The following is a 25,783-nucleotide window of genomic DNA, read 5'->3' on the forward strand; positions in this document are numbered from 1 at the left end:
CGTCAACATCAGCAAATCACTCAAGGCAGCACCTCCTGCCACCTTGAATCACCCAACAGATATCAACTCAACAAATTAATGGGTCCTGACCCTAGCTCTCGGCCGCATTTTTGATGCGCCAGCCGCCACGTAAAGCGGTGCCAGAGATACCCTCCGCCCCCGGGACTTGACCCTCGCTCCCGCTCCTCGTCGCGAGGCAGTTGTTGAGGAGATCCTTTCAGGTTCGCCAAAGCAGGAGCCGCAGCCCCGCAAAACCAAAGGCGACGGCTAAAACAACTTCAATGCCTCGCCGCGCACGCCGGTACATCCTGACCATGGGCTGCGTGGAAAACACGACGGCATACCCGCAGAATATTGTAACGCTCAGCACCGCACATCCTGCAAGGATGATGATGACTCCGTAAGCGCCATGGCAAAAGCAACTCAGTTCGGAAGATCGAAAAACACAAAGCGAAATGCGAGGCGATCAGTTCTTAAGTGGCCTCAATTGTTGCTAGGGCTCGTGATGGTGTTGTTGGGGATCGCAGCTTACTTCGGGTCAGATGGAGGCGCTGCGTTGTCTCGCCTGCCGTTGCCGGGCTCGGTGCTGCATGCCGATCCGATCACGGGCATTGCATCGGTGATCGATGGCGACACGATAGAACTTCACGGACAGCGCGTCCGCTTCAATGGGATGACCCGCCAGAATCCGCGCAACAGTGCGACGATGCAAAGGGCTTCCGCTATCAGTGCGGTGCGAAATCAGCCGCCGCCCTAGACGAGTTCCTGTCTGCGTCACGACCCGTCCACTGTGATTTCGTCAGTTGGGATCGCTACGGGAGGTACGTTGGCAACTGCGCTCGCGTAGACGGACTCAATGTCGCCAGTTGGTTGGTCGAGAACGGCTATGCGCTTGACTGGCAAAAATACAGCGGGGGTGCCTACGCGAAGCAACAAGCAAAGGCCGAAGCAGCCAAACGCGGCATGTGGCAGGGATCGTTTCAAGTTCCTTGGGATTGGCGTGCTGAGCATCGTGACACGGACCAATCGACCGGCACTCCCTTTTTGCGCTTGGCAATTCAGGCTGCAACATCAGGGGAAACATCTCTGCTGAGGGTCAGCGCATCTACCACGTTCCTTGACAGAAGTTTTACGACATTACGAAAATCACGGAGGCTAAGGGTGAGAGGTGGTTTTGCTCCGAAGCTGACGCGCGTGCCGCAGGCTGGCGACGGTCAAAGAGATAGTAAGAGGCTACGTATTGCGTGACGCCTCTTGGGGGAAGACATGAAAAGAATCACGACTACTTTGGTCGGTTGCTGGTTGTCCGTCTCGGCGACGGCTGCCCACGAACCACCTCGATATGGTTCAACGATACTTCCAAGGATGGGTGGTACAATCTCGAGTAAAATGTTCCCGTTGAGATTGCTGGCTCAAAGTTGGTCCTGCCAGCCAAGGCTGACCTGTTCGCAAATCAGTTCTTGCGATGAGGCCCGTTGGTACCTTGAGAATTGCCTTGGGGCGGCAAGCTTGATCGTGACAGCGACGGGGTACCGTGTGAGTCGCTGTGCGGAACGGACAGCCTCAACTGCGCTTCCGCCGTCGCCCGTGTCCGGGCTGAGGATTTGAAAGAAGGGGCTCTTCCAAGGGCAAAGACGGCTGACCTTTTGAGGTCTTACCTCCAGAAATCGGCATTGGTGGCAATTCTGGCTGCCTCCGCAGTTCGTCAGCAGAGGGCCGCCGCTGCGGCTGTTTACGAGCGACTGAACGAGCGGCCTGTGCCGCCGCGACGATGTTGAGAGCAGTTAATATCCCGAGGTTTGGCCCGCTGATTAGATCGGAAGCCGTGACGATTTGAATCCTGGGGCGATCGCCGCCAGGAAGAGTGATGCGTCCAAAACCATGGGCTTCGGACTTCATGTCCCGGGTAGCTTCGTCCAAGCAAACGAAAATTCCGATGTCTGCTTGTTCCCGTTGAACGACGGCACAGAGCGATCGGATCATTTCCGGCCCAACGTGGCGGCCAGCCTTTACGGAAACCAAGCCTCGTCCGTAGGTCTGAGCACCGGTCTGGAATACAATCTCACCGTCGATTCCTCCGTCCGCTCCCTTTCCTCGTGATTGACCACCCACCTTTCCAACTGCCCACTGCTGAAATGTGTATGGGTCGTGTGCAGCAAGTTTCCTTGCCGACATCTCATCCGCAGGAATACCGTTCAGTTTGTAGGACGCCGCAGGCAACCAAGTTTTGAATCGATCTTCGATCACTTGGATAGCGAGGTATGTTATGTCGATCCCTATCCAGACGCGTCCGAGTTTCTCGGCTGCGTGAATGGCCGTTCCGCAGCCGCAAAACGGGTCCAAGATCACGTCTCCATTGTTTGTGGAGGTAGCGATTATTCGCTCGAGCAGAGCGAGTGGCTTCTGGGTTGGATATCCAAGTGCTTCCTTTGATCGGTTGCTGATTATCGGTATGTCCGTCCAAATCTCCTGGACAGGGACGCCAGGCATCTCATCCAAATACCTTTTGATTTGAGGAACTGCACCGGGCCTCGTCTGAACGATCCGCCCTTCCTCGATGAGAGCGGCCATCTTCGCCTTGGAGTAACGCCAATATCGAGTCACTCCCATGACCTCGTAAGAGGGATTGCCCTTTTCCGCGCCGCCAGGACCTTGAATGTTGTCCAACCGATATCGCCGTCCATCTTTCTCGACGCGGCGGTAGTCCCTGTCTTTGTACTCATCCGAATAGGGAGTGTATTGGACGTTGAAGACACGATCCGGGGAACGAGAATAAAACAGAAGCGTGTCAGAGTTCCGTCCGAAATGCTTGGCACCTTGGCGACCGTCACTGTGTGCATGTGATCTCTTCCAAGAGATGTGATTCACGAAACCCTCTCCCTTGAAGACGGCGTCCATCAAGATTTTCAGATAGTGGCAGGCGGTAGGATCGCAGTGGAGGTAAATCGAACCTCCGGGTTTCAGAATGCGTCGCAGTTCGACCAATCGAACCGCCATCATCGCCATATATGCCATCATATCACTTCGACCCAGAAACGATTGGAGGGCGCGAAGCATGTTGAAAGTGGTTATGTCCTCGTGGCTTAAGTCGTCGAGAGCCTTCGAAGCCCCATCTTCCCAACGCCACGTATCCTCGAATGCTTTGACCTGTGCATCACCACCAACAGGCGTCTTGTAGAGGATGTTGTAAGTAGCATTGGAATTGAACGGTGGATCCAAGTAAACAAGATCGACGCTCTCTGATCCGACCTGCTCCCGCAGAACGGTCAGATTGTCGCCGAACCAGAGCTGATTTTTCATCACAACACTTGCCCCACCATCGAGCAAAGCTTGCCTGAACTTCCCCAACGAGCCGTTAACCATTGCTGGCGAATGCTGGCCTCTGCCTTCTGATGACCACTCCACGGCGTTCAGACCTGGTGTTACGAAGGGACTTTGGGTTTTGCATGAGCGACAATGTGCGGCCGATAATCGCCAGGAGGAATTTGCGCGGCCATGAAGAGGGGGTATAATATCGCCTCAGCCGGCGAGCCCCATCGGCCCGCCGGCCTGGACCACTAAGACAACTGGCTTTAACAAACCACGCCGTGACTCCGGACAAGCGGCGATAGGCGATGCGACGTCGTGCTGCACCGATATTTGAAACCGGATAATTGCGTAATTGCCAAATTAGTGAAACCTTGGTGGAGGGACATAGGGCAAAAGGGGACCGTTCTCGAACCGCGAAGGTTCCGAGATCGGCTGGGCAAAGCATGTATTTTCCGCAGTTTCTGGTGGGGATGTCTGCCACAACGACCGTGGTCGCAATCTGGGCTTACCTCGAAACCGGATCCGTCTGGGCGGCGCTCGGATGGACTATCCTTGCACTGGTCCTTCTGCAGGTTGGATACGTCGGCCTGGTCGTTCGCTTGATATATAAGCGAGCATTGGGAGCCACCGACACAAGGTCGGCTATGGTCGACCCCACACAACCTCTGGTGTTTTGGTCTTCTCAAATGGCCTAGAGCAAGTCCTGTTTAATCCGGTTCATATCCTGCGGCTTTGAAGTAGTTAGCACATTCGGCTGGGGTGAAGATGTCGACTTTGTTCAGCGCTCGTAATCGTTGTCATTCGAGCGCTGGGTCTTACGGTCCTGCTCTTCCGACTGCCGTGCCTTCTGTTTGTTGGCGTCCTTCTGCTTGGCTCCCACCTTCTCCTGCTCGGTGCCTGTGCGCGGCTGCTCCGGCTGGCGGGAATCGTCCCGAGTTGGAAGGTCTCGCCCTCGCGCCTCGCGCTCGGGGATCGGCTCGCCACCGCCACCACCACGACGCTGCTGCTGCCGCTCGAATTGCAGCCGCGCGAGACGGTCGTGCATCTTGTCGTTGACCTCTTCACTGTACTGTTCGAACTGTCCTTGATGCGCCGGCGGCAGCGTCTCGCGCATGTTGTCGAGAGCCTGATTGACGCGGGCCATCTGACGCCGCATTTCCAAGGGGGTTTGCGCCATGTTCAAATCTCCTATCAGTGCATTCAATTCTCTCATACCGGGATGGGACAGGAAAGACTTCTGCCCCGATTGATCAGCTCCGCTCTCTGCCGCAGGACCTGGCTGCCCATCCCCTGCTCGATCGCGACGGAACCGCAGAAAATTGCTGCCTATCGACTCCGCTGCCGTGAGAGCCTGACCGACTATGCCCGCAGTCCGCATCGTCGTCACAGTCTTTTGCCATGCGGCAGCGATTGCATCGCCGTTTACGACAAGGGATTGTCCATCCAAACGGCGTTGCCGCTTGGCCTCCACTCGCTCGATCGTCCTGGCGCTGACCTGGTAGCGCGGATCGCTCTGGGCGCGGCTGTAGGCTCCGGCATGCTCCTTCGTGAATGGCCGTGTCATCGCATGATCCATCCGCCGCGTCGCCACCATCGCAATACCGTTCTCGCGTGCTTTTTCCGCAAAGGTCTCGCGCCAGGCTGCGAGATCCGGCTTGTAGAATTTCAGGCGTTCGCCGTCTGCTGACCGTGCCTGCACCATCGCGTGGATATGGACGTGCTTGGTGTCCTTGTGATGCGCCAGGACAAACTTGTATCCTGGCGCTCGCTCCTCGAGCACGGCGCGCGCCGCGGCCATGACGGCGTTGGCATCGGTGCCGGCCTTTGCCGAGAAAAGCAGGTGATAGGCATTGCGGCGCTCACGCCCCGAAAACTGCGGGCGCCATTGTTCATAGACCGAAGCCGCCGCCTTGGTAGGGTTCTTTGCCCGAGGCACAGGCTCCCCATTTGCAAACCGCACTTGGCTGTGGGTGCGAATGAACTTCTGCAGGAAATATTTCGCCTTGGGTTCACGGCTGACGGCCGCCGTAACGTCTGCCTTGGCGACCACCCCCGCCGCGCCCATAGCTTCAGACAACCGCGCCTCGATCTTGTCGAGCGCCTTGCTGCGCGAATTCTCCCGACCACCGGCCAGGACTCTCGCAAGCGGTCCGGCCCGCTCATCGGTGTGCGCGTACACCTGCACCGTCTGTCCGTCCTGCGCATAGATGAACGGTTTCGAACCGAAGGCCTTGTTCAGCGCCTCGTTCAAGGCGGCACCGGTGACCTCGCCGGCGAGCTCGAAACGAACCTCGATGAAATTGGTATTTTCCAAGGGTGGTTCGAACGTCTCGCAAAACGTCTCCAGGAACGCTTTTCGCGCGCCGCCTGTCGCAAGAACCTGTCCATCCTCGTCAAAAATCTCGATGTCGTGTTTCTCGCCTTTTTCGTCTTCGCGCTTCCCGATGTAATTGAGCAGCCGAGCGGCGGCTTTCTTGGTCGATGGCGGATTGGGCATGACCTTGAACACAGCAGGCTGCGCGCCCGCCGCGTAGCCTGCGCGTGCCGCCACGGCCCGCGCCTGATAGGCGACCCGCGCCGCTCGTCGTGTACCGCTCGGGCGACCCCCACCACCGCCGCGGCCGCCGCCGCGGCGCTTCCAGTCTTCCTCCTCCTCTTCCGGCCGGAAACCGGCGAGCGTGGCGCCATAGACCATGATCGGCGCGCTAGCGGCCTTGGGGGAGCTCGCAGCAGCAGTGGACGGAGCCCTACTGGACACGGGGCTCCCCGCCACTCCTGTCCCTCCCGGCGACGAACGAGGGGCGTTGCTGCCGGAACCTACAGCCGAGCCGGCTTGTCCTTGCCCGAGCCCTCCGCCGCCACCGGTCCGTTCATAACTCTTCATCGCCTGAAATTCGCTGGCCTCGCGCCGGGCGCCCGTCAGAGATTCGTCATCGTCCAGGTCCTCGCGCTTCACGCTGGACCCGCCTCGAAGATAGCGCTCGATTTCGACCGCGTAGCCAGCAAGACGACCGCTCATGGCCTGGCCTCCCTCGCCTTGCGGGACCCGCCAGTCATCGCCTTCAGTTCCTCGCGAAACTGCCGCACGAGATCGCCCACGGCGATCAGCGCCTGCTCAAGATCCTCATCATGGGCAACACGGCCGTCGTTCATGGCGCGCACCGCCTGATTGAAATTGACGCCGACACGCCGCAGCTGATCGGTCATGTCCACGATCGCCGGCCGCAACGCCTCTGATGCGATAGGCAGATGCCCGACCTCTGCCCGCACCAGACGCCGGACGACCTCGCTGACGGTTACGCCTTCCCGCTCCGCAACAGCTTTCAGGCTGGCCAGCTCGTCAGCCGAAACCCGGATGTGCGTCACCTCGCCATAGCGTCGTGACGCGCTCTTGACCGCTGCTTTCTGGGCGTCTGCATCCATCTCTCAAGCCCGCTTGCGGGCGCTAAGGCCCGCCAGGGCCGCGCCGCCTATTTTGTGCGTATCACAAAATAGGCTATCCTGCCAATAAAGAAAGAAGAAAACCTACGTCGCCTTCCTCACCAGCCAGTTGTCGACGGCAGGGGCCCAGTCGCAATGTTTCCATCGTGATTTGATGCGATGTGTCGATGATGCGTTGAGGACTTGTTTCCATGTTAACATGGAAACAACAAAGCCGGTTCGCAGTTACGAACGGCCTGCCGGATCTGTTCCTCACAGAGATAGCAGCCTCGTAGCGACTGCGTCCCTGAGCGGGCTCCTGATTGGCGCGCGCCTGGGTTGCCAAACCGGTCTGTCCCGTTGACTATGTCACCATGTTTCGACCGTGACATCGCTCCATGTGTCCATGATGACTTGTTTCCATGTTAACATGGAAACATGGAGCCTACGCCGGGAAAGGCCCCACATGATCATCTCCGCTGCGATCCCAAAGGGCGGCACTGGCAAATCGACGATGCTGCGCACCCTGGCATCCGTCGCGCTGCATCGGGGTTATTCGGTCACTCTTATCGATGGCGATCGGCGGCAGAACATGCACCGCTGGTTCCAGATGCTGGGTGACGCTGGCAATCGTCCTGACAGGCTCCATCTGGTGAGCGCGATGACCCCACAGGAAATCCTCGATGCCTCTGCCTCGCACAATGGCGAGCGATCCGTCGTCCTGATCGATACCGAAGGCACCACCAACGACAATTTGATGGCCGGGCTGTTCGCGGCCGATATTGTCGTCGTACCGATCTACTTCGCCCTCGATGACGTGACCGCTGCAATCCAGATCACCGACCACTACATCCCGCTGGCAGTCGAAAGCCGGGGCCGACCGTTGCCCGCAGTGTTCGTGCTGACGAAACAGACCATCATCGATGGCAGGGCGCGCGCCTTAAGCGAACTGCGTACAATCATCCAGGCCAATGGCACGCCGATCGCCGAGCACGTCCTGAATAACCGCGTTGCTTATCGCGATCTCCAGACCGGACAGACGCTTTACAGTCCCGCCGAACCTGACGCGAAGGCGATTGGCGAAAGCGAAGGCGTCTTCGATGACGTCCTCCAAGCTTTCATTGAAGCCACGAGGAACGCGGCATGAGCGACGAAACCACACCCAAATCGGGCGATGACAAGAAAGCCCGCATGATGAAGGCGATCTCGACGCAACCGCCGGCGTTGCCGAGCATGTTCATTCCACCGAAGGCCGAGGCAGCGCAAGCGAAGATGGAATCAGCAGTGGCGCAGTCAGACGAACCGTCGACGCCCACATCGGCCGCCGCACCCGATTTTCGCAAGCTGCTGCGGCAGGGTCAGAAGAAGGACCCGATCGCCGGCAAGAAGATTCGCGAGGAGGAGATGGTGCGCTGCGGCTACTACCTGACGGCTTTGGAGCAGCGTCACTTCAAGCTGCTGGCGATCAGCAACGGCCACAGCATGACGGAATTGCTGCGAAAGGCGGTGCAGGATTACATTCGCGTGCACAAGCACAAATTGCCGAAGGAATGAGCGGAGAGGGAATATTGGCCTGTGCGGCGAACAGATACCTCACGGGCCTAACGCGGCGAGCTGGTGCAGCGAAAGTCGACCTGACAAAAAAAGAGGTCGAGACGGCTTGCGTCGCCTCGACCTCTTTTTTTCACGCGCGGCCCTCCTCTTTCATTGCGAAGAAGGTATCCGGCCCGTAGCCCGTGGTCTCCCACCAGCGGCCTCCGCTTCGGGTTCGCTGTAGTAGACCTGATCGACGCTGAACCTGACACCGGAGGTGTCCTCGATCTCGGTGATGATTTCGGCGAGACTGCGGAGCTTATTGGCCGGGACCGCCACGACGATCGGCACCTGTCGCGGTGATACCATCGTCCGGTGCGGAAGTTGAAAATTCATGAGTGAGGTCGTCCACCAGATACGCGTCCAGAAGCGCGACGGTTTCGAGCAGCCAGTCTCGCAGTACGCAGTCTGCAGATCGAAAAAGACGTCCTCCACGTCCGATGTCCCGAGCGCCGCAGCAAGCGCCCCGCTCGGCGGCGAGGACCTTGCGCTGACCTTCCACCATTTCAGCGAGGACAGATGCAAGTTTGCCGTGGACGCTGCGCGTGAGATCGCTGTCGCAGCCGAGACGGTTGGCGAGAACCTGATGCGGAGCCCCGAGAGCTGCGCGACAAGCATGAGATTGTTGTGTGCCATGTCATGATCTCCTTCATCTTGATGACGGAGACCGGCGACGGGCAAGTCGAGCATCGGGTCAAGGATCGCGCCACGCGACCGCCGAAGGCGGCAAGCGGAGGAACCGATTTTTGATCCGGCCCGTCAGGGTCGGAGCTGAAATCGGTTCCTCCGCTTTTAGGTCTTGGTCAAATGTCCTGTTGGAAGAAGGTGCCGTCATTTGGGCGGCTCCTCCTCGGCGATCATCGCGTCGAACTGGCGATCAATCGCTGCCTGCTCTGCGAGAAGCTTTGCGAGCTCCGCCTGAGCTGCTGCGCGTTCGTTGGGCGTAAGGATGCAAGCGGAAAGCTCGGTGCGCAGCTGTTGGATTTCGTCGTAGATCGTAAGCATGTGTCTCTCCTCTGTTTGAAGACGAGAGACGTGCACGATGCCGGAGCAGATCGGGTCGAGGATCGCCGTAGGCGACCGGCGGAGCCGGCGAGTGGGGGAGCCAAAATGCACAGCATTTTGGGGGTACCGCTCGTGCTCGAGGCGGACTGTTCCGGCATGGTATGATGGGATATCTGAAGTAACTGACCTTCGGTTCCCACGGGCTCGGACATAAGAAAGCCAACCGAGTGCTCAGATGCTGATCGAAGGGCTTGGCATTTCCGCATCGATCCTTCTTCAGCACCCGATCCTCATGTCGCGCTTAGCCGACGGACCACGCTGATGTCCTGAACCAGCTTAGCGTTCTGCTTTTCCAGGCGGGCGACTGCCCTCTCGGCGTCGATCAGCCGCTTGAGCAGACCGGCATTCTCTGTCGCGAGCAAACGCTTTTGCTCCTGGAGCTGCCCGATCAAAGGTCGGAGCGCGGCCGTCTCTGGTTTTGGAGCAGACAGATTTTTGCCGGCCCATGCCGATTTCGGAGGCCAGTTCATCAAGGAACTCGCTATGTTCGGCGTAGTTTGTGTTGCGGCTAACCCGCGCATCACGTGCGAGCGCAGCAACGGTGAGCCGAGAAGGCCGCCCTTGTTGCGGGGTTCCCGTGACAAGCCGATTCAGCGCCTGACGAAGGCGAAGTGCAGTATATCGGCGACGCGTTTCATGCGATTTCGACTTTGTCGGATTTGGAGGTTCAGGCATCATCACTTTTCCGGTTTTGCTGGAGATCGGCAAGAATACGTTCACACTCTTCGATCCGGGATGTTGCCAGCGCGCAGCTTTCCCGGTCGAGCATCGGATGTGCGAGAAGCTCTGCATTTTGTTTTCGGCGCTCCGCCCACACGGCGCGATGCACTTTGCGTAACAGAAAAATTGCCACAGGTGACGCATGTGCTCTGCGTCCGGAACACGGGGTTCGCGCAGACAGGACGCGGTTTCGCGGCGGGCGGTAGATACAGTGTCCCCAATCGCAACTTTAACGTTCGAGGGTAGCGGTCAGGATCGGCAAAAAAAGAGGCCCGCGCTGGATCGTCGTCCGGCGCGGGCCTCTCGGTCGAAGCGACTACTTCGACTGAAGATGTCGCAGCAACGCGGCGAGCGGACCGTCATGCGGCGGCCGGTTGGCCTGCTTTGCAAGGTCGTCGGCGAGCAGCAACGCGACGTCGTCGGGCAGCGGCATGAAGTCGAAGCCTCTGGCAAGAGCTGCTGCATGCAGGGCGTCGACCGTTTCATATTCGCGGTCGCTCGTGCCGAGCCACACCGCAGGATCGTCGGTCACCTCGTGAGGGAAAGCCTGAAGGAAGAGGGTCCGCAGCGGCGGATCGTAGCCAATGATGGCCTCGGGGTCTGATCGACCTAGTTCGGTGACGGTGATGGTGTAACGGCTCATTGCAGCCTCCTGTTGGAAGGGAAGCCGGCCCCTTGCGGGGCCGGCCACTGATGCCTCACTGCGGGTTGTTCCAGAGGATCACCTTCTTGCTCTCGTCGCCGCCGGGGGCGGGGGCGAGGTTGCCGAAGATCACGCCGATCTCGGGGGCCTCGATCTTGACCGAGAGGTATTCCTCGCCCGAACGCTGCGAGATGCGGTTCCAGCCGGCACCGATTTCGAAGCCCGTGCGCTTGTTGACGATGCGGTAGTCGGGTGCATCCTCGCGCAACTTGTTGGCGTTCGGGATCAGGGTGATCGGGGCGTTGACCCGGAGCGTGGCGAAGACGCCTTCCATCGAGCCGTCAGCCTTGGTGGTGAGGTTTGCGATCGTGGTGGCCATGGTAGTTCTCCTTCGGTTGTATCGGGACCATTCCCGATGGCGCCAAAGGAGAGGACCGTCCTGCTGCGGTCACTCGGCACAAATTCTGGAAAATTCTATTTGCGAAAACCGCGGGCAGGCCCTTCGCCTGCCCGCAAGCAAAAAATTGAAATCGAATTTTCCTGAATTTTTGTCGAGCGTACCCCCAACGGGGGTTGACCGCAAAAGCAGGCGGTCCACTACAAAGGCGACATGACAAGGGATTGGTCCGGATGTGAACGAAGGCGATGCCTCCGGCCACCATCGCAGATCCACCACGCCGGGCGCTGCGGTCGCAGGCATGCGTTTGCCCCGCCTGCGGATCTGCCTCTCCATCACCCTCCGGACCCACGGTCCATTGAGGAGGTCCCCTGCCCCGTCTTCCGTCATGCGCCCGGTTTCGACATCGGTGCCGGCAGGTGGCGCTCTGATCCGACACGGGCGGGGCTCGCCCCGGTCAGGCGCGGCAGCCGGGAATGCTCTGCCTGATCCGCAACTGCCCTGCCCCTGGCGCGACAGACGGGCAGGATGTTCCTGAGGATTGCCGGGAGCCGCAAGGGCCGGCCTCGCAAGGGGCTGGCTTCGAAAGGAGCAAGCAAACGATCGCCGCAGCCGGCATAAGCGCCGGGGTCGGCCTTCGGCCGGGTCAAGGGAGCGGCTTGCGCCGCCCGGTCCCGGCGGGGCTCGCGGCAATCAGATGGCAGCGCGAGGCGCTCCTCGGCCGTCATGCGGGCTTCAACCCCGCGGCGAACGTCAGGGCCCGCAATGTGCAGCATGGCGCGCCAGTCCGCAGTGTTGTGAACGGTCGCCACCCTGCCGCGCATCATGTCGTAGACGACGCAGGAGCTGCCGATCACGGCGAGGCGCAATATGTTGAGGCAGGTGCCCGGCGATGCGCCGTCCCAGACCATCAGCCCGAAGTCGGCGCGGCGGGCCATTTCCCGGTCCTTCACGGCGTGGACGGCAAAGCCTTGCGCATCGACCGGCGGAGGAATGTGGTAGGCGGCCCAATCACCGAGATTGTTGCGCGGTTCGGCCCGGGCATGGAAGACGCCGACATGCTCGTAATTGTAGCCCGCGAGCAAGCCCTGCATCTCGGCATCGGCTCCTGGCGCGTCACCGATCAGCACGCCGTGCTCGGCCGCGACGATCGCGCCGATCCGCTCGATCGCGGGGACTGGCAATTCGAAGATGTCGCGTGAACCACCGAGGAATATCATCGTCATGGTCGCTTTCCTTTCTCTCAAATCAACCGCCCCGGCCCGGCTCTCCTCTGCCTCTCCCGCGCGAGGGATCGTCACCGAAGGCCAAGACGGCGAGGCCGGCTCGGGGAGCGGCGGAACGCCGCGACTAGAGCCCGGTCGGCCGGCAGGCCGGCGCGCCCGGACCGGGTCGGAGGATAAATGAGCCCTTCGCGCATCTGGCGCACCTGTCGCCTGGCCGCGCTGAATTCGGCGGCTGGAACGGATGTGCATCGAAGAACCCGACCGCGAACGGCCGGGTTCTTCGATGTGCCGAAGGTATGCGGCGCTCACGCGCCATCCTCCGTGAACCGCCAGACCGGAATGCCGAGGCGGCGGGCCTTATCGGCGAGGTTTTCGGTAATGCCGGAACCGGGGAAGACGATGAGGCCGTAAGGCATGACAGTCAGGAGCTGATCGTTGCGCCGGAACGGAGCGGCCTTGGCGTGCCGGTTCCAGTCCGGCTTGAAGGCGATCTGCGTGACCTTGCGATTCTCGGCCCAGCAGGCGGCGATCCGCTCGGCGCCGCGCGGGCTGCCACCGTGGAGCAGGACCATGTCCGGGTGCTTCTCGTGGGCCTTGTCGAGCGCCTCCCAGATCCGGTCGTGATCGTTGCAGTCGAGACCGCCGGCGAAAGCGATCTTGGTGCCGGCCGGCACCAGCACCTCGGTTTCGGCTCGACGCCGCGCGGCAAGGAAGTCCCGGCTGTCGATCACCGCCGCGGTCATCGCCTGATGGGAGACCTTGGAGCCGGTGCGCGGCCGCCATGCTGAGCCCGTCTGTGCCTCGTAGAGGTCGGCCGCCTCGTCGCGCATGATTTCCAGAACATTGCGGCGCTCGATGTAGGTGATGCCCTCGGCCGTGAGCCGTTCCAGCTCGACGGACTTCACCTCCGAGCCGTCCTGCTCATTCTGGCTCGAGCGCTGGGCGTCCTCGTTACGGTCGAGGCTGCGGGCGACGCGCTCGGCGGCGCGGTGGAAGACGTTCGCGAAGCTCCAGAGCAGGTCGTCGAGGTCAGGTTCGAGCCTGGTGTCGCCGAGCATGCCGGCGAAGGTCTCGACGATCCCGGCGAGGCCGGCCCGGATCACCTCGTCGTCGGGCAGCGGGCGAGGATCGGGCTCGTCCTGATGCGGACGGTGGCCGTACATCTGAAGTTCGAGGATGACGCGATCGGTCGGCGAGGAGGCGTGGTAGGGCTCGTAGGCGTCGTCGAAAGGAAGCTCGTAGGTCATGGCGCGTATCCGTCGGTTGCGGCCGCGCCCATCGCGGCCTGACAGCGAAACCCGGCCGCGCCCCGGGCGCGGCCGCACCGAAGGCCGGAGCAAAGCGGAGGACGGCGTAGCCGTTGCGGCCGTGACCGGGGGGTGGCAGGGATCGCCTCTCAGGCAGGCCGCGGGCGCGGCCTCCCGCCGGACCACCGCCATGCCTGCGAGCCCTCCGGTGACGCCGCCCCTGCCCGCCTGCCGGCCCGAGCCGGTCATCCGGACGGCAGGAACAGACGGGCATCCTCCGGGATGAGCTGATCGGTGAGCCACGCCGCGAGACGGGCGGTGCCGAGATGGCGCAGATCGTCGTTGAAGTCGCCGAGCTGCGGCCGCAACACGAGAGCTTCGATCCCGGCCTCGCCTGCGCGCTGGCTGAGACGCTCGATGCCGTGCCGGCCGGCGGCGTCCGCATCGGCCGCGATGTAGAGGCGGCGGCAGCCGGGCGGGAAGGTCAGGCCGGCGAGGTGATTGGCCGAGGTCGCGGCGGCAACCGGCAGTGCCGGCATCACCGTCCGCAGCGAGGCCATCGTCTCGAAGCCCTCGCCGGCGGCCATGACCGGAATGGGGGCACCAGGCTCAAGGCCCAGCCAGATGGCGTTGCCGAGAAGATGACCGAGCGAGCGACGGGGATCGATGAGCTGCGCCTTGCCGACCTTGCCGCTCGGGTCGAGCCCAGGGGAGAGGCTAGGGGAGAGATAAGTGCGCTGCAGGCCGGTGATGCGCCCGTCGAGGCCGGTGACGGCGGCGATCAGGGCGGGAAGCGTCTGCGTCTCGCCGGTCACGAGATCCCGGTAGTAGCAGCCAGGATGGAAGCGCAGAGCGCGCTCACGCGCGGCGAGCAGGATGCCGCGGCCGGCAAGGTAGCGTTCGGCAAGCGTGCCGGCGATCGGCTGCGACATGGCAAAGAGGCGACGCGCCGCGTCAGGAGAGCCGCGTTTCGCGGCTTGCTGGGGCTGCGCGCGGGAGGTCGACCAGGGTGCTCGCGGCATAGCAAGGAAGCGACGCGCTTCATCCGCTGCATCCCGGAAATCGACGAAACCGCAGCTTTCGCGGATGACATCGAGCAAATCGCCAAATTCGGTGGTCGCCTCGTCCACCCATTTACCCGCAAGGCCCTTGGCATTGGCTTTCAGCCGCACATGCATGGAGCGGCCGCGCGTATTGCGGACATCGCCGACGATCCAGTGGTTGCCCGAGCGATGGCCGTTGGAGAGATATTCGCGGCACACCGCCTCGGCATGGTCGCCGAGACGGCGCGCCAGATCGGAGGCCGAGCCTGTCATGCTCGCCTCCGTTCAAGCCGCTGCCATGCGATCGGTGACCCCAACCAGCGTATGGCGGTCGAGCAGCAGGGCGAGAATGACCGAACCCTGCGTGCTGGTTGGGATGAACAGCCTGAGCTTCCAGGAGATGATTTCGGAGATCAGGCCGAGAGCCTTCAGCCGCGCGACCATCGCGTCAGTGAAGCCGATCAACTCGATGCGGTAGTCGTTCATGACCCGGCTGCGGCGCAGGATCAGGCCGTCGGCAAGCTGCAGGCCGATCCGGCCCTCAACGAGCCCAGCCCATGCATCGTCGGGTGCAAGCGTCGGCACATCGCGGAGACCGAGATTGCGCAACATCGTCGCGACCAGCGTTGGCGCGATGTGACGGCCGATGATGCGTTCGCCCGTATCGGTCTGGAGGCGGTAGACTTGGCAGTCATGGCCCGGCAACCGCCGCCAGATTGGCAGCAGAAGGCCGGTGACGATGTGGAATGTGCTGGTGGTGAACTCCGGGACGGCGGCCACTTCAGCCTGCCACAGCTCGCAGAACAGTTTTCTGTCAGCCCGCTGCCAGTGGGTTTCGGCAAGGGCGTCGAGGCCAAAGCGCAGCTCGTCGGTTGGCCGCAGTAGGCGCACGCGGTGTTCTATCGCGCCGTCGTCGAGCATCAGGCTCGCCGTCGGCAGCTGTATCGCGGTGCGGTTCGAGCGCGCGTTGACCAGCAGGATTGATTGTGGTTCCGCGCGGGCAATGGCCAGCGCGTCTACCAGACCGAGCGGGCGGATGCGATCCTTGCGCGCCACGGTCAGCACATGCGACTGCGCGCCCGAGACCGGATGCGTATAGACGGTGCGCCGATTGGTGACGACGATGCTTTCCGCCGTGATCGTCTCCAGACCCCTGTCGTAGTTGCCGGCAACGATGGCGCCCTCGACCTTCGCCGTCATCAGTTGCTCGAACACCTCGAACAAAAGGTTCTGGGTTTCGATGCGCAGCGCCAACAAACGGTTGAGCCAGGTCGTGATCGGCGGCAACTCATCGCGCAAGCCGCCCTCGTCTGTCGTCAGCGACAGGCCGGTGACGGCTTCGAAGGTCCTGAGCGAGCAGCCTTCGATCTTGCCCTGGTGCAAGAGCCAGTAGAACTGACGCAGGGCGGCACGGGCATACGGGCTTTCGAGATTATCCTCCGACCTGAACAGCCCTGCCCCGCCGGTCTGGCGCTGGCCGCGCGTGATTGCACCGAGCGTGTCGAGTCGTCGCGCGATGGTCGACAGGAAGCGCTTGCCGGCCTTCACATTGGCGGCCATGGGCCGGAACAGGGGCGGCTGCGCCTGATTGGTACGGTGGGTCCGCCCGAGACCCTGGATGGCGTTGTCGGCGCGCCAACCGGCTTCCAGCAGATAGTGCTTGCGCAGCCTCTGGTTCCTGACTCCAAGATCGGCGTGATAGGAGCGGCCGGTGCCACCGGCATCGGAAAAGATCAGCACGCTTTTTGCATCATCCATGAAACTCTGCGTCTCGGCGAGATTGGCTGAGCCCGGACGGTTCTCGACTGCAAGCCGGTCGACGCCGTCGCGGCCGGTCTTCTTGACGATACGCCGCGAGCGGCCTGTCACCTCGGCGACGGTGTCGGTACCGAAATGGTGGAGGATCTGGTCGAGGGCGCTGCCGACCGGCGGCAGCGAGGCGAGCTTCTCGATCATCTCGTCACGCCGGCGGACTGCTTCCCGGCACTGGACCGGGTTGCCGTCGGCGTCGTGGACAGGCCGTGAATAGATATTGCCCTCGGCGTCCGAGTATTCTTCAAACAGCTGCGTCGGAAAGGAATGCATCAGGTACCCGCCGACGTATTCCCGTGGCGTCACGTCGACATGCAGATCCGCCCATTCCTCGGTCGGGATCTCTGCAAGACGCCGTTCCATCAGCGCTTCGCCGGTCGAGACGATCTGCACGACGGCCGAATGACCGTCGGCGCGGTCCTGGTCGATGGCGCCGATCAGCGTCGGCGTCATCATCGAAGTGATCAAATGGCTGAAGAAACGCTGCTTGGTGCTCCCGAAGGCCGACCGCGCCGCCGATTTGGCGTTGCGGTTCAGCGTTCCGGTTTCGCTGGTGATGTTGGCCGCCTCGAGCGCGGCGGTCAAATTGTTGTGGATGACCTGGAAGGCGTCGGCATAGGAATTGTAGATGCGGATCTGCTCGTCAGTCAGCTCGTGCTCGAGCAGGTCGTATTTGACGCCGTCATAGGAGAGCGAGCGCGACATGTAGAGGCCGAGCGCTTTGAGGTCGCGGGCGAGGACCTCCATTGCTGCCACGCCGCCATCCTCGATGGCCGCCACGAACTCGGCGCGGTTGGCGAACGGAAAATCCTCGCTGCCCCAGATGCCGAGACGTTGCGCATAGGCCAGATTGTCGACCGCGGTGGCTCCGGTCGCCGACACATAGACAACCCGGGCAGCGGGAAGCGCATGCTGGAGCCGCAGGCCGGCTTTGCCCTGCTGCGAGGGCGCAACGTCGCCGCGCTCGCCTTTGCCGCCGGCGGCATTGGCCATGGCGTGCGCCTCGTCGAAGACGATGATACCGTCGAAATCCTTTCCCACCCAGTCGATGATCTGGGCGATCCGCGACTTCTTGCCATCACGCTCCTGCGAGCGGAGCGTCGCATAGGTCGTGAAGAGGATGCCTTCGGCAAGGCGGATGGGCGTGCCCTGCCGATAGCGCGAGAGCGGCTCGACGAGGAGACGTTCCTGGCCGAGCGCGGCCCAATCGCGCTGGGCGTCTTCGAGCAGCTTGTCGGACTTGGAGATCCAGATGGCGCGACGACGACCCTGCAGCCAGTTGTCGAGGATGATGCCGGCGACCTGTCGGCCCTTGCCGCAGCCGGTTCCGTCACCAAGAAACCATCCACGGCGGAAGCGGAAAGCGTTCGCAGCGCCTTCGGGCGCGGCCGCGACGACGTCGCAGGTTTCGTCGACAGTCCAGGCGCCGGCGAGGTGGCCGGAGTGGGCTTCCCCGGCATAGATCACGCTTTCGATCTGAGCGTCGGACAGCAAGCCCTCGTCAATGATCGCATCAGGCAGGAGGGGCCTGTAGGACGGCTTCGGCGGCGCGACCGCGGCCATGGCGGCCGACTGGACCAGCGGTGTCGGATGCGGCTTTGCCCGCGGAATGTCGATCGACTGGAGCGCATAGGGCTCGTAGATCGTGTCGGTGAGGCGGCCGCCCTCCTCCGCCATCCAGTCGCGGAGCTCATAGGCGAGCGGGACGGCGGGCGTGGTGCCGGGCACGATTGGGCGGGTGGACCTCGTCCGGGCAACCGGGTGGGCTGGCCGGCTGGTCTTCGTGGCAGCCACCGAGGCGGCGATGGGGGCGGTGCTTACCGCGGGCCGACCGGCCATCTGCATTGCTGTGTTGCGCAGGATCCCGTTCGACAGCGCGCCGATCGAGTCCCGAAAGCCGCCCGGTGTCCGGGGCGGCAGGTCAGAGATCCAGGAGAGCAGCGTCTCGACATCCGGAGCCTTGCCCAGCGAGGTGGCGAACGCGGATGCGTCGGTCGCAGGAACCTTGTCGATGATGGTCAGGCGGGTTTCGGCGGTCGTGCCGTGGCGGGCATAGACACGGCCGTCCATTGCCGCGGTAAAGACGATCCTGCCCTGCTGCTGCAGTCGTTCGAAGCCAGGCCGCCATTTGGGGTTTTCGGGCGAAAGCCCGGTGCCGGTGATAGCGACAAGACGGCCGCCGGCGCGTAGGCGTGCGAATGCGGAGGAAAGGTGTCGCCATGCGGCATCGGCGACATGACCGTCGACATGGGCGCCGACGGTGAAAGGCGGGTTTATCAGCACGACGGACGGCTCGATGGCGGGATCGAGATGATCGTCGATATGGGCTGCGTCATGCCGGGAAATGGGAACCCGCGGAAACAGCAGGCCGAGCAGATCGGCGCGTGTTGCTGCAAGCTCATTGAGCGCGAGCGAAGCCCGGGCAGTCTCGGCATGGAGGGCGAGAAGGCCGGTGCCGGCCGAGGGTTCGAGAACGAGGTCTGAAGCGGCGATCGCGGCGGCGTGGGCGGTGACGAAAGCGAGCGGGAGCGGCGTCGACAGCTGCTGCATGGCCTGGCTCTCGTCGGAGCGGCGCGTGTGGGTGGGAACGAGTTCGGCAATGCGTTTCATCATCGCCAGCGTCACCTGCGGCGAGGCTGACCGGGACAGGATCGCCGGCCCGAATTTCTGGATGAACAGAACCTGGGCGGCTTCGAGCGCCTCATAGGCGTCTTTCCAGACCCAGAACCCTTGTGCGTCGGTGCCGCCGAAGCTGTCGGTCATGGCGATCCGTAGTGCGCTGGTTGTGATCGCGTTGCCCTGTTCCAAGAAGGGCAGAAGCTGTGTGGCCGCCTGGTGGATCGCCTGCGCAGTGTCGATGGCGTCAGGGGTCGGGTTGGCAAGGGGAGCGGCCGTCGGGGCGACGGCCGATGAGGTCGTAACGATGTTCATGGATATGTCCTTCGCGGAAGTGAGTGTCCGCCCCGCCGGCACGCTCTCTGCGCCCCGGCAAGGCCGCATTCCTTCCGGCCCCGCTCTCCCTCCAGCTACGTGGACGAAGGGGGCGGCGAAGAGATCTCGGCAAGCGGCTCCCCCGTCACCTTTCTTTGGCGCCACGGACCACGCGGATGAATCGCGTGGGTGCCGGAGCCCTAGATCCAAAGTGCTGAGGCGATGGACCGTTGGCCTTCGCTGCATGCCGGGCAGCATCTTGCCACGGCCCCTGCCGAAGCGCCTGCCCGGCCAGCGCGCAAGCGTATCAGGCGCTACGGCGAGCCAACATTCCCCCCGAGGGCAGCGTTGGAAACGGCGGTTGCCAAAGATTCTGCGCCGTTGACGCGATGACTAATTCTGCTCATCGGGATTGCTCCGTTCCTCGATGATCGCCCTTCCCTTCTCCACCGCGGCAATCGCATTCGGCAGCCAACGCTCGAAATCAACCATGGACAGGCCCGTAGGTTGGGCGACATAGGCGAGTTGGTCGAGCAAATCTCGAAAGTGCTCGGCCTTGCGCTGGACCGTCTCGCGGAACTGGGACGGAATGGCGGCAGCTTCGCCGCGATGAGCAGCATCTGCACCGGACCAGATGCCGGTGACGTAGGTTTCGCCGGAGGTATCGACATCCTCCTTGGCGTCACCCCATCCATCGTCATCTATGGCGAGAAGGCACGCATCTTCCAGTGTTGCGGCCTCGTAGGCTCGTTGGCGATAAACAGGAAGACGATACGTGGTTTCGATCGTAAATTTGGACATTACGGTACTCCTGTTGTGAATGTGGCTGTCCGGTTGGGTGCCGGGAAGGACGCAAAGTGGGGGTTAGCGCGTCGGAAGGCGGAACAGACGGAGAGGCGGCCATCGCTGGCTGTGACATAGAGGTTCTCCCTGGCTGGTGGGCCGCTTGCGCGAGCCCCGAAAATGCGCAAGCCCGGCGAGGCCGGCATGTACGGTGAAGACGGGGATCGACCGGCTGTCAGATCGGCTGGTTGTTAGAGGACTGGTTGATCATGTCATCGAGCCAATCGGCTACGGAATATCGGGCTACTTCCAGTCCAGCGCCGGTCCGTCGTCGAGCGGAATTCTCGGCGTGGAGTGCGTTGCGGGCCGCGGCAGGGACGGCAAGAATTGCGTTCAGCACCTCACGTGCGGCATTTTTCGAGACGAAGTCGCCGATCGCGGTGGTGGAGTTTTGGTCCACTCCATAAAGTGACCAGAATGCGCGGAATTCCCTGCCGGCCCTCTGCGCTCTCGCGAGGTCGGCGGCGAACTCATCCTCGTCCCGGTAGGAAGTGACCTGACGATCGCGCTCGATGCAGGGTCTCACCTCGAAATATTCGAAGGTGAGGGTGTTGCGCATTGTTGGCGTAAGATGGTCTCGGAACGATGGGCAGCGATCGGTAAGTGGTGTTGCCGGTTTCGCCTGCAGTTTGTTGAGATTGGCGCCGCAATCGGCGCAGATGTCGTCGCCGCGGTTCCAGTGGCTTGCCGGGCAGTTCTCCGGCCCATGCGTGAAGCTCGCACCGTGCTCTGCTTCGTCGTCGCGCAGATAGGCAACCGTGATCGGACCGCGCTGCTGATGATCGGCGATCAGGTCCTCGGCGGAGTTCCAGAGGATGATATTCGACACGCCGGACTGTTCGCCGAAACTCGACTGGGCGAGATCAGCGGCGACAAAATGGTGATCGACGGGACCGGGCTCGGGTGTGTATGCCTCCTCGTCGATGACGAAGGCGGCGAAAAAGACCTTTCTGGCCATGGCGGTTTCCTTTCCAGAATGAATTACGATGGCCGACGCCTCGGCATGAGGTAGAGAGTGCGATGCGGGGCTGAGGGGACTTGCCGCCGGCATGACGGCTGCAGCGCGCCGAGAGCCGATCGACGTGGCAGCGCGTATCGGCAAGGCGCTTACGTGATCAGAATGGTTCTGAAGCTCTGGGCTTGAGCTGATCGAGCACGGCCGACGACGAACACTTCGTCTGAATTCGCCTCGAACAGCATCAGAATGCGGTTGCCGACCGCGACGCACTCGTTGAGCCAGTGACGATCGGGATCGCCGTATTTTGCAACGCGATCGGGCGGCACATAGACGATCGTCCAATGCGACAGCGTCTCGCCTGTTGGCGCGGCGTAGAAGTACTCCTTTACCTCGATCACGACGCCACCGGTGCTATAGGAGGTCGTAACCGCGTCGCCGGGCCTGGCGAGATCAGCCACCGTCGGCGCGCCGGGCGCTGTGCGCCGGTATCGCCGTCGATCCGCTACACCCAGGCCGGCGGTATAGGTCGAATGCGCCTCGTAGGTGCGCGTGGCCGCCGGCGACGGTTGCTTACGATGGGTCCGCATCTTTGCCTCCTCCCCTCCTCGTGCGTCGTGGGCGGATTGCCGGCATGCGGCTGTCGATCTCTTCGTCGGACAGATCCTCCAGGAGCTTGAGGACGGTCCCCTGCTCGCTGGCGTTGACCAGGATGGTCCGCTTGCCGTGGTGTTCGACGGGCCAGGCGTCGGGATTGGCCTCGCCGGCGATGCCCTTGAAGTCGGGGTGGGTGGCGTTCCAGATCGCCTCGAGCTTTTCCTCACGCGTCATGCTGTCGACGGCGCCCGTCTCGTGAGCAATGATCGCCGCACGCATGGCGTCAGGACTGCGCTTGTCGGAGAGATCGCAGAATCCATGGAACCACCGTTCGCGACCGCGGATCCTGATCGCGAAGAAAACGCTGGTGACGTAGCCCGCCTTGTATTCGGACATGCCGAACATGCCGGTCCTCTGGAACAGCGGCGGCAGAAGTCCCAGCATGAAATGATATTCCGCGCCTCCTATCTCGAACCATTCCGACGCATATGGTTTGCCGGACAGGGGATCGACACCGGGAGTATCGCTGTGGCGATTGAAGAGGGCGAACATTTGCTCGCGCGTCGCGACGCCCTCGAACACCTTTCGAAACGGTGGATGGTTGGACATGAAGTTTCTCCGGAATGGCCGGGCCACCCGCCGCGGCTGCGCTGCGGCGAGTGACCGTCGGGGGATGACGGGATCGGCGGTGGCGGGGGGTTCAAGCGGCGCGGCGATCCGAGGAAAGTGCGGCATCACGACCGACACCGGTGATGGCGCGGACGGCCGCGGCGAGGGCCGGAATGTCGTCGAGCATGGTCAGCGCGACGAAGTGGTTGGGCCCACCGATATAGTCCTTGCGCCCCTTGCAAGTCCGGATCAGAATGCCGTGACCCGAGGACAGGGCGAACTGGCCGACCTGGATGTAGACGCCGTCGTGGTGCAGGGTAACCTCACCCGAGATGGCAACCCCGGCCTTGTTGGATCGGACGATATAGCTGCCCGGCGGCAGCGCCAGCTCCGCGGCGAGTTTCTTCAGCCGTGAACGCGCTGTCGTGTGAAAGCGTCTTTTCTGCTGCTCGTCATAGGAGCAGCTTCTGTTCCAGTCGAACATGTCGATCTCCATGAAGCGGAACAGGCCCGGCGATCGCTTGTGCGATCCCGGGCCTGTTGTCGGTTGGTTCTAAACGGTGAAGACGTCAGGCGGCCGCGCGGCCCTCGATGACATCAGCGCCGACCTCGTCGGCAGAGACCTCCTCGAGATAAGCCCGGCTGTACGAATTGCGGGCGAGCCAGCGTCCGGCCGCTTCACGGTTCTCTGCGAGATGCAGGAGCTCCGGGCTGTCGCCGAGGTCCTGCAGAACGCGGACCATGGCTATTGCTGGACGCTCGACGATCTCGAAACGCAGGTCGCTCTCGACGGACCAGGTGCGCCGGACCGAGACGATGATGACACCGCCCTGCCCGAAATCGCCCTCATGCAAGGTGAAACAGGCCGGCGAGCTATAGGTCGCCCGCGACCGCGGCGGCTCCTTCCTGACCAGGCGACCGGTGCCATTGCGGCTTTCCCACGCGACGACCTTTTTCGTGAAGCGGGCCGGCGGCTTCGGTGTGGCGTCGTAGTAACGGACGACGCTCCCTAGAGAAGCGCAATCGTAAATTGTATGTGCGGACATATGTATTTCTCCATGTCGGAAAACGGAAAGGGCCCGGCGGAATATGCCGGGCCCGGTGCGGAGCGGGAGGCCGATTACTCGGCGGCCTGGAGGTGGTTTGTCTCGTCGCCGGCGATGGTCTCGGACTCTTCGGAAGACGGAGCCGCATCGTCCGCGAGGAAGGCCGGCAATTCGGCGGCATCGCCATCGCGCCCGGCATCGTCCGGCTTATCGTCAGTGACGGTCTCTCCGGCATTGGCAACCGCCTCGTCCACATCGAGACGCAGCGGCTCGGGCAGCCAGTTCGACCCTTCGAGAAGACGGGCGGCCTCACGTGCCATCAAGTCCTTCTTCATGTGGTCGATCAGCTGGGCGGAGTCCTCGCCGCGAGCCTCGCGGACCGCCTGAACGATCCGGGCCTTGGTGACGCGGCCGAGATAGTTGTCGACGGTGGGCTCCCAGCCGGCCGCCACCATGTCGAACTGGAGCGTGGCGGCGAGTGCGTCGGCATGGGCCAGCGCGCCAGGCCGCTTGTTCCACGCCTCGACGACGGCATTGAGCGAGAGCGACACGCAGTGCGCGAACAGCGCCTTGCGGCTCGCCTCGTCGAGACCAAGGAGAAAATCCCACAGCTTGTTGCTGTCCGGCATATCCCTATCCCAAGCTTCATGACGCTCGGCGATCTCCTTCGCCCAGGGCGTCTCGGCGAGACCCTGGACCTGGCCGAAGCTGTTGCTCGTCAGGCTGACCTCCAGGCAGCTGTCCTTGGCGAACCGGTAGAACACCTGCAGCACGAGGGCATGGAGGACCGTGACAAAGGCGATGTCGACGTCGTTCGCGAGCGCGTTGCGCAGCGCGAGCGTCTTCTGCGCGGTGAGATCGAAGACAAGACGATCAGGCAGTGGCTTGATGCCCTCATCCTCGGGTTCTTCTGCGCCGTCGGATGCTCCGCTCACGGACCTGCCGTTGACGACAACGCCATTGGCGCCGTCATCGTCTGCCTGCGACGCGTCGCGATCCTCGCCGTCGGCTTCTTCGTCGTCCTCGTCCGTCTCGACCCGCGCCTCGTCCTCGGGACGGACAAAACCGGCTTCGATCTGCAGCTGGCCGCTAGCGGCCAGCGTGATGAACGCACCGGCGATGGCCTGCTGCGCCGGGTCGTAGACCTGGGGCCGATCGCTGAAAGCGTCGAGTTCGGCGCCAAGCTGATCGAGCTTGGACTCGATCGCCTCGTCGGGTTCCTCCATCTCGGCATACTTGGCGTCGAGATCGTCATACTCGGCTTTCGCCGCGTCGTAACGGGTGATCTCCTCGGCGATCATCTCCGCCCGTTCGGCGTAGACGCGCCGCATGCCGGAGGTGTGGCCGTAGGGGAAGCTGATCGCCGCCTCGACCCACTTCCAGCCGTCGGCGCGAACGGCCTCGGAATCTGCCTTGAGCTTGTCGAAAACCAGCTGCTCGAGAAGAGCTGCATCCTGGAACCAGCCGCCGGAATCCTGCTCGAACAGATCGCGCAGGACAACGCCGCCCGCAGCCTCATAGGCTTCGGCGCCGACATAGACCGCCCGGCGATCGTCGGCACGAACCGTGGTCTCCGTCAGCAGGCGCCTGATGTAGTAGGGCTCCTGCATGTTCGAGTTCTTGGAGATGCGCTCCCATACCTGCTCCTGACGCACATGGTCATCGGAGATCGAAAATGCCATGATCTGCTCGAGACGGATTTCATCCCGTTCGTAGAGCTCGAGCAGCTTTGGAGAGACCGTTGCAAGCCTCAGGCGCTGCTTGACGGTAGCCGCCGAGACGAAGAAGCGCGCGGCGATCTCCTCGACGTCAAGGCCCTGGTCGCTCAGGGCTTTGAAAGCCCGGAACTGGTCGAGCGGATGAAGGTTCTCGCGATGCACGTTCTCGGCAAGCGAGTCCTCTTCGACCGACGTCGTTGCGCTGCGATTGACAATGCAGGGGATCGGCTCATTCTTTGCCAGACGCTTCTGCTTGACGAGAATGCCGAGCGCCAGATAGCGACGGCCGCCGGCGGGCACTTCGAAGGTGCCGGTCTCCTCTCCATTTCCGTCGAGCACAGGACGGACGTTCAGGCTCTGAAGGAGCTTTCGCCGGCCGATATCCTCGGCGAGCTGCTCGATGGTTACGCCGTCCTTCGCCCGGCGCACATTCTCCTGCGACAGCACAAGCTTGTCGTAGGCAATATTCTCCGAGGGGTTCATTGCGATCTTCTGATTGGCCTTTGCCATGATCAGGGTCTCCATGACGGGCGGCCCGGGGCCTCTCCCCGAACCACCAAACCCGTCAGGAACCCTCCCCTCCGCCCTCTGCCTCTGCCGGCCGCGCGC

General features: G+C 62.5%; 23 protein-coding genes and 3 pseudogenes. 5 read left to right on the top strand and 21 right to left on the bottom strand.

Features of this window, described 5'->3' with window-relative positions; translation table 11 throughout:
* Positions 1 to 217: 217 nt before the first annotated feature.
* A pseudogene (locus HNQ71_RS35275) lies at positions 218 to 388 on the bottom strand (LysE family translocator); the annotation flags it as partial.
* A 21-nt stretch (positions 389 to 409) separates the two neighbouring features.
* On the opposite strand from HNQ71_RS35275, the gene HNQ71_RS35760 reads away from it, so the two are divergent.
* The 3 genes and pseudogenes from HNQ71_RS35760 to HNQ71_RS36095 all read left to right on the top strand — a co-directional run.
* Positions 410 to 757, top strand: coding sequence for a hypothetical protein (locus tag HNQ71_RS35760; RefSeq protein ID WP_343068313.1), 348 nt, complete (start codon positions 410 to 412; stop codon positions 755 to 757).
* Positions 758 to 765: 8 nt separating this feature from the next.
* Positions 766 to 912 (top strand): annotated as a pseudogene (locus tag HNQ71_RS36090) (thermonuclease family protein); the annotation flags it as partial.
* A gap of 146 nt (positions 913 to 1,058) precedes the next feature.
* Positions 1,059 to 1,226 (top strand): annotated as a pseudogene (locus HNQ71_RS36095) (sunset domain-containing protein); the annotation flags it as partial.
* A 337-nt stretch (positions 1,227 to 1,563) separates the two neighbouring features.
* Here the strand turns inward: HNQ71_RS36095 and HNQ71_RS32795 are convergent.
* The 3 genes from HNQ71_RS32795 to HNQ71_RS32810 form a co-directional block, all read right to left on the bottom strand.
* The gene (locus tag HNQ71_RS32795; protein WP_184878593.1) at positions 1,564 to 3,300 is read right to left on the bottom strand and encodes a DNA methyltransferase; all 1,737 of its coding nucleotides are present in this window, start codon (positions 3,298 to 3,300) and stop codon (positions 1,564 to 1,566) included.
* 787 nt (positions 3,301 to 4,087) lie between these two features.
* Entirely contained in the window at positions 4,088 to 6,328 is a 2,241-nt protein-coding gene (locus HNQ71_RS32805; protein ID WP_184878613.1) for a relaxase/mobilization nuclease domain-containing protein, read from the bottom strand.
* Positions 6,325 to 6,732 (bottom strand): plasmid mobilization protein, encoded by a 408-nt coding sequence (locus HNQ71_RS32810; RefSeq protein WP_184878629.1) that lies wholly within the window; start codon positions 6,730 to 6,732, stop codon positions 6,325 to 6,327. Before HNQ71_RS32810 ends, HNQ71_RS32805 begins: the two co-directional genes overlap by 4 nt.
* A 463-nt stretch (positions 6,733 to 7,195) precedes the next feature.
* Here HNQ71_RS32810 and HNQ71_RS32815 point away from each other — a divergent pair, with 463 nt between their 5' ends.
* Together HNQ71_RS32815 and HNQ71_RS32820 are read left to right on the top strand one after the other, a co-directional pair.
* The gene (locus HNQ71_RS32815) at positions 7,196 to 7,876 is read left to right on the top strand and encodes a nucleotide-binding protein (protein WP_281391490.1); all 681 of its coding nucleotides are present in this window, start codon (positions 7,196 to 7,198) and stop codon (positions 7,874 to 7,876) included.
* A complete protein-coding gene (locus HNQ71_RS32820) occupies positions 7,873 to 8,283 on the top strand; it encodes a hypothetical protein (RefSeq protein WP_184878635.1) in 411 nt (136 codons plus the stop codon). The genes HNQ71_RS32815 and HNQ71_RS32820 overlap by 4 nt, the downstream gene beginning before the upstream one ends.
* Before the next feature lie 150 nt (positions 8,284 to 8,433).
* Here HNQ71_RS32820 and HNQ71_RS32825 read toward each other — a convergent pair whose 3' ends face one another.
* From HNQ71_RS32825 to HNQ71_RS32905, 17 genes are all read right to left on the bottom strand, one after another.
* On the bottom strand, positions 8,434 to 8,958 hold the full coding sequence (locus tag HNQ71_RS32825; protein WP_184878638.1) for a hypothetical protein: 525 nt from the start codon (positions 8,956 to 8,958) through the stop codon (positions 8,434 to 8,436).
* A 195-nt stretch (positions 8,959 to 9,153) separates the two neighbouring features.
* Positions 9,154 to 9,327, bottom strand: coding sequence for a hypothetical protein (locus tag HNQ71_RS32830; RefSeq protein WP_184878640.1), 174 nt, complete (start codon positions 9,325 to 9,327; stop codon positions 9,154 to 9,156).
* Positions 9,328 to 9,617: 290 nt separating this feature from the next.
* Positions 9,618 to 9,857, bottom strand: a complete 240-nt coding sequence (locus HNQ71_RS32835; RefSeq protein ID WP_184878643.1) for a hypothetical protein — start codon at positions 9,855 to 9,857, stop codon at positions 9,618 to 9,620.
* A 197-nt stretch (positions 9,858 to 10,054) separates the two neighbouring features.
* Positions 10,055 to 10,240 (bottom strand): hypothetical protein, encoded by a 186-nt coding sequence (locus HNQ71_RS32840; RefSeq protein WP_184878646.1) that lies wholly within the window; start codon positions 10,238 to 10,240, stop codon positions 10,055 to 10,057.
* 183 nt (positions 10,241 to 10,423) lie between these two features.
* Positions 10,424 to 10,750 (bottom strand): hypothetical protein, encoded by a 327-nt coding sequence (locus HNQ71_RS32845; protein WP_184878649.1) that lies wholly within the window; start codon positions 10,748 to 10,750, stop codon positions 10,424 to 10,426.
* Between the two features lie 55 nt (positions 10,751 to 10,805).
* The gene (locus HNQ71_RS32850; RefSeq protein WP_184878652.1) at positions 10,806 to 11,129 is read right to left on the bottom strand and encodes a DUF736 domain-containing protein; all 324 of its coding nucleotides are present in this window, start codon (positions 11,127 to 11,129) and stop codon (positions 10,806 to 10,808) included.
* Between the two features lie 404 nt (positions 11,130 to 11,533).
* Positions 11,534 to 12,373, bottom strand: a complete 840-nt coding sequence (locus HNQ71_RS35285; protein WP_246462364.1) for a hypothetical protein — start codon at positions 12,371 to 12,373, stop codon at positions 11,534 to 11,536.
* A 305-nt stretch (positions 12,374 to 12,678) separates the two neighbouring features.
* Entirely contained in the window at positions 12,679 to 13,620 is a 942-nt protein-coding gene (locus tag HNQ71_RS32860) for a DUF2493 domain-containing protein (protein WP_184878655.1), read from the bottom strand.
* A gap of 245 nt (positions 13,621 to 13,865) precedes the next feature.
* Positions 13,866 to 14,936: a DUF7146 domain-containing protein gene (locus HNQ71_RS32865; RefSeq protein ID WP_184878658.1), complete on the bottom strand. Its 1,071-nt coding sequence runs from the start codon at positions 14,934 to 14,936 to the stop codon at positions 13,866 to 13,868.
* A gap of 12 nt (positions 14,937 to 14,948) precedes the next feature.
* A complete protein-coding gene (locus HNQ71_RS32870; RefSeq protein ID WP_184878660.1) occupies positions 14,949 to 19,406 on the bottom strand; it encodes a strawberry notch family protein in 4,458 nt (1,485 codons plus the stop codon).
* A gap of 393 nt (positions 19,407 to 19,799) precedes the next feature.
* Positions 19,800 to 20,207 carry a hypothetical protein gene (locus tag HNQ71_RS32875; RefSeq protein WP_184878663.1) on the bottom strand — a complete coding sequence of 136 codons (408 nt, stop codon included), beginning with the start codon at positions 20,205 to 20,207 and terminating at the stop codon, positions 19,800 to 19,802.
* 217 nt (positions 20,208 to 20,424) lie between these two features.
* On the bottom strand, positions 20,425 to 21,207 hold the full coding sequence (locus HNQ71_RS32880) for a hypothetical protein (RefSeq protein WP_184878666.1): 783 nt from the start codon (positions 21,205 to 21,207) through the stop codon (positions 20,425 to 20,427).
* Between the two features lie 149 nt (positions 21,208 to 21,356).
* Positions 21,357 to 21,794 (bottom strand): hypothetical protein, encoded by a 438-nt coding sequence (locus HNQ71_RS32885; RefSeq protein WP_184878669.1) that lies wholly within the window; start codon positions 21,792 to 21,794, stop codon positions 21,357 to 21,359.
* Entirely contained in the window at positions 21,778 to 22,410 is a 633-nt protein-coding gene (locus HNQ71_RS32890) for a DUF1419 domain-containing protein (RefSeq protein WP_184878764.1), read from the bottom strand. The genes HNQ71_RS32885 and HNQ71_RS32890 overlap by 17 nt, the downstream gene beginning before the upstream one ends.
* A 91-nt stretch (positions 22,411 to 22,501) precedes the next feature.
* Positions 22,502 to 22,894 (bottom strand): hypothetical protein, encoded by a 393-nt coding sequence (locus HNQ71_RS32895; protein ID WP_184878672.1) that lies wholly within the window; start codon positions 22,892 to 22,894, stop codon positions 22,502 to 22,504.
* A gap of 85 nt (positions 22,895 to 22,979) precedes the next feature.
* Positions 22,980 to 23,456 (bottom strand): hypothetical protein, encoded by a 477-nt coding sequence (locus HNQ71_RS32900; protein WP_184878675.1) that lies wholly within the window; start codon positions 23,454 to 23,456, stop codon positions 22,980 to 22,982.
* Positions 23,457 to 23,530: 74 nt separating this feature from the next.
* Entirely contained in the window at positions 23,531 to 25,684 is a 2,154-nt protein-coding gene (locus tag HNQ71_RS32905) for a ParB/RepB/Spo0J family partition protein (RefSeq protein WP_184878678.1), read from the bottom strand.
* Positions 25,685 to 25,783 lie beyond the last annotated feature (99 nt).

Origin of the sequence: Mesorhizobium sangaii, from assembly GCF_014207355.1 — a bacterium.
Lineage (GTDB): Bacteria > Pseudomonadota > Alphaproteobacteria > Rhizobiales > Rhizobiaceae > Mesorhizobium > Mesorhizobium sangaii.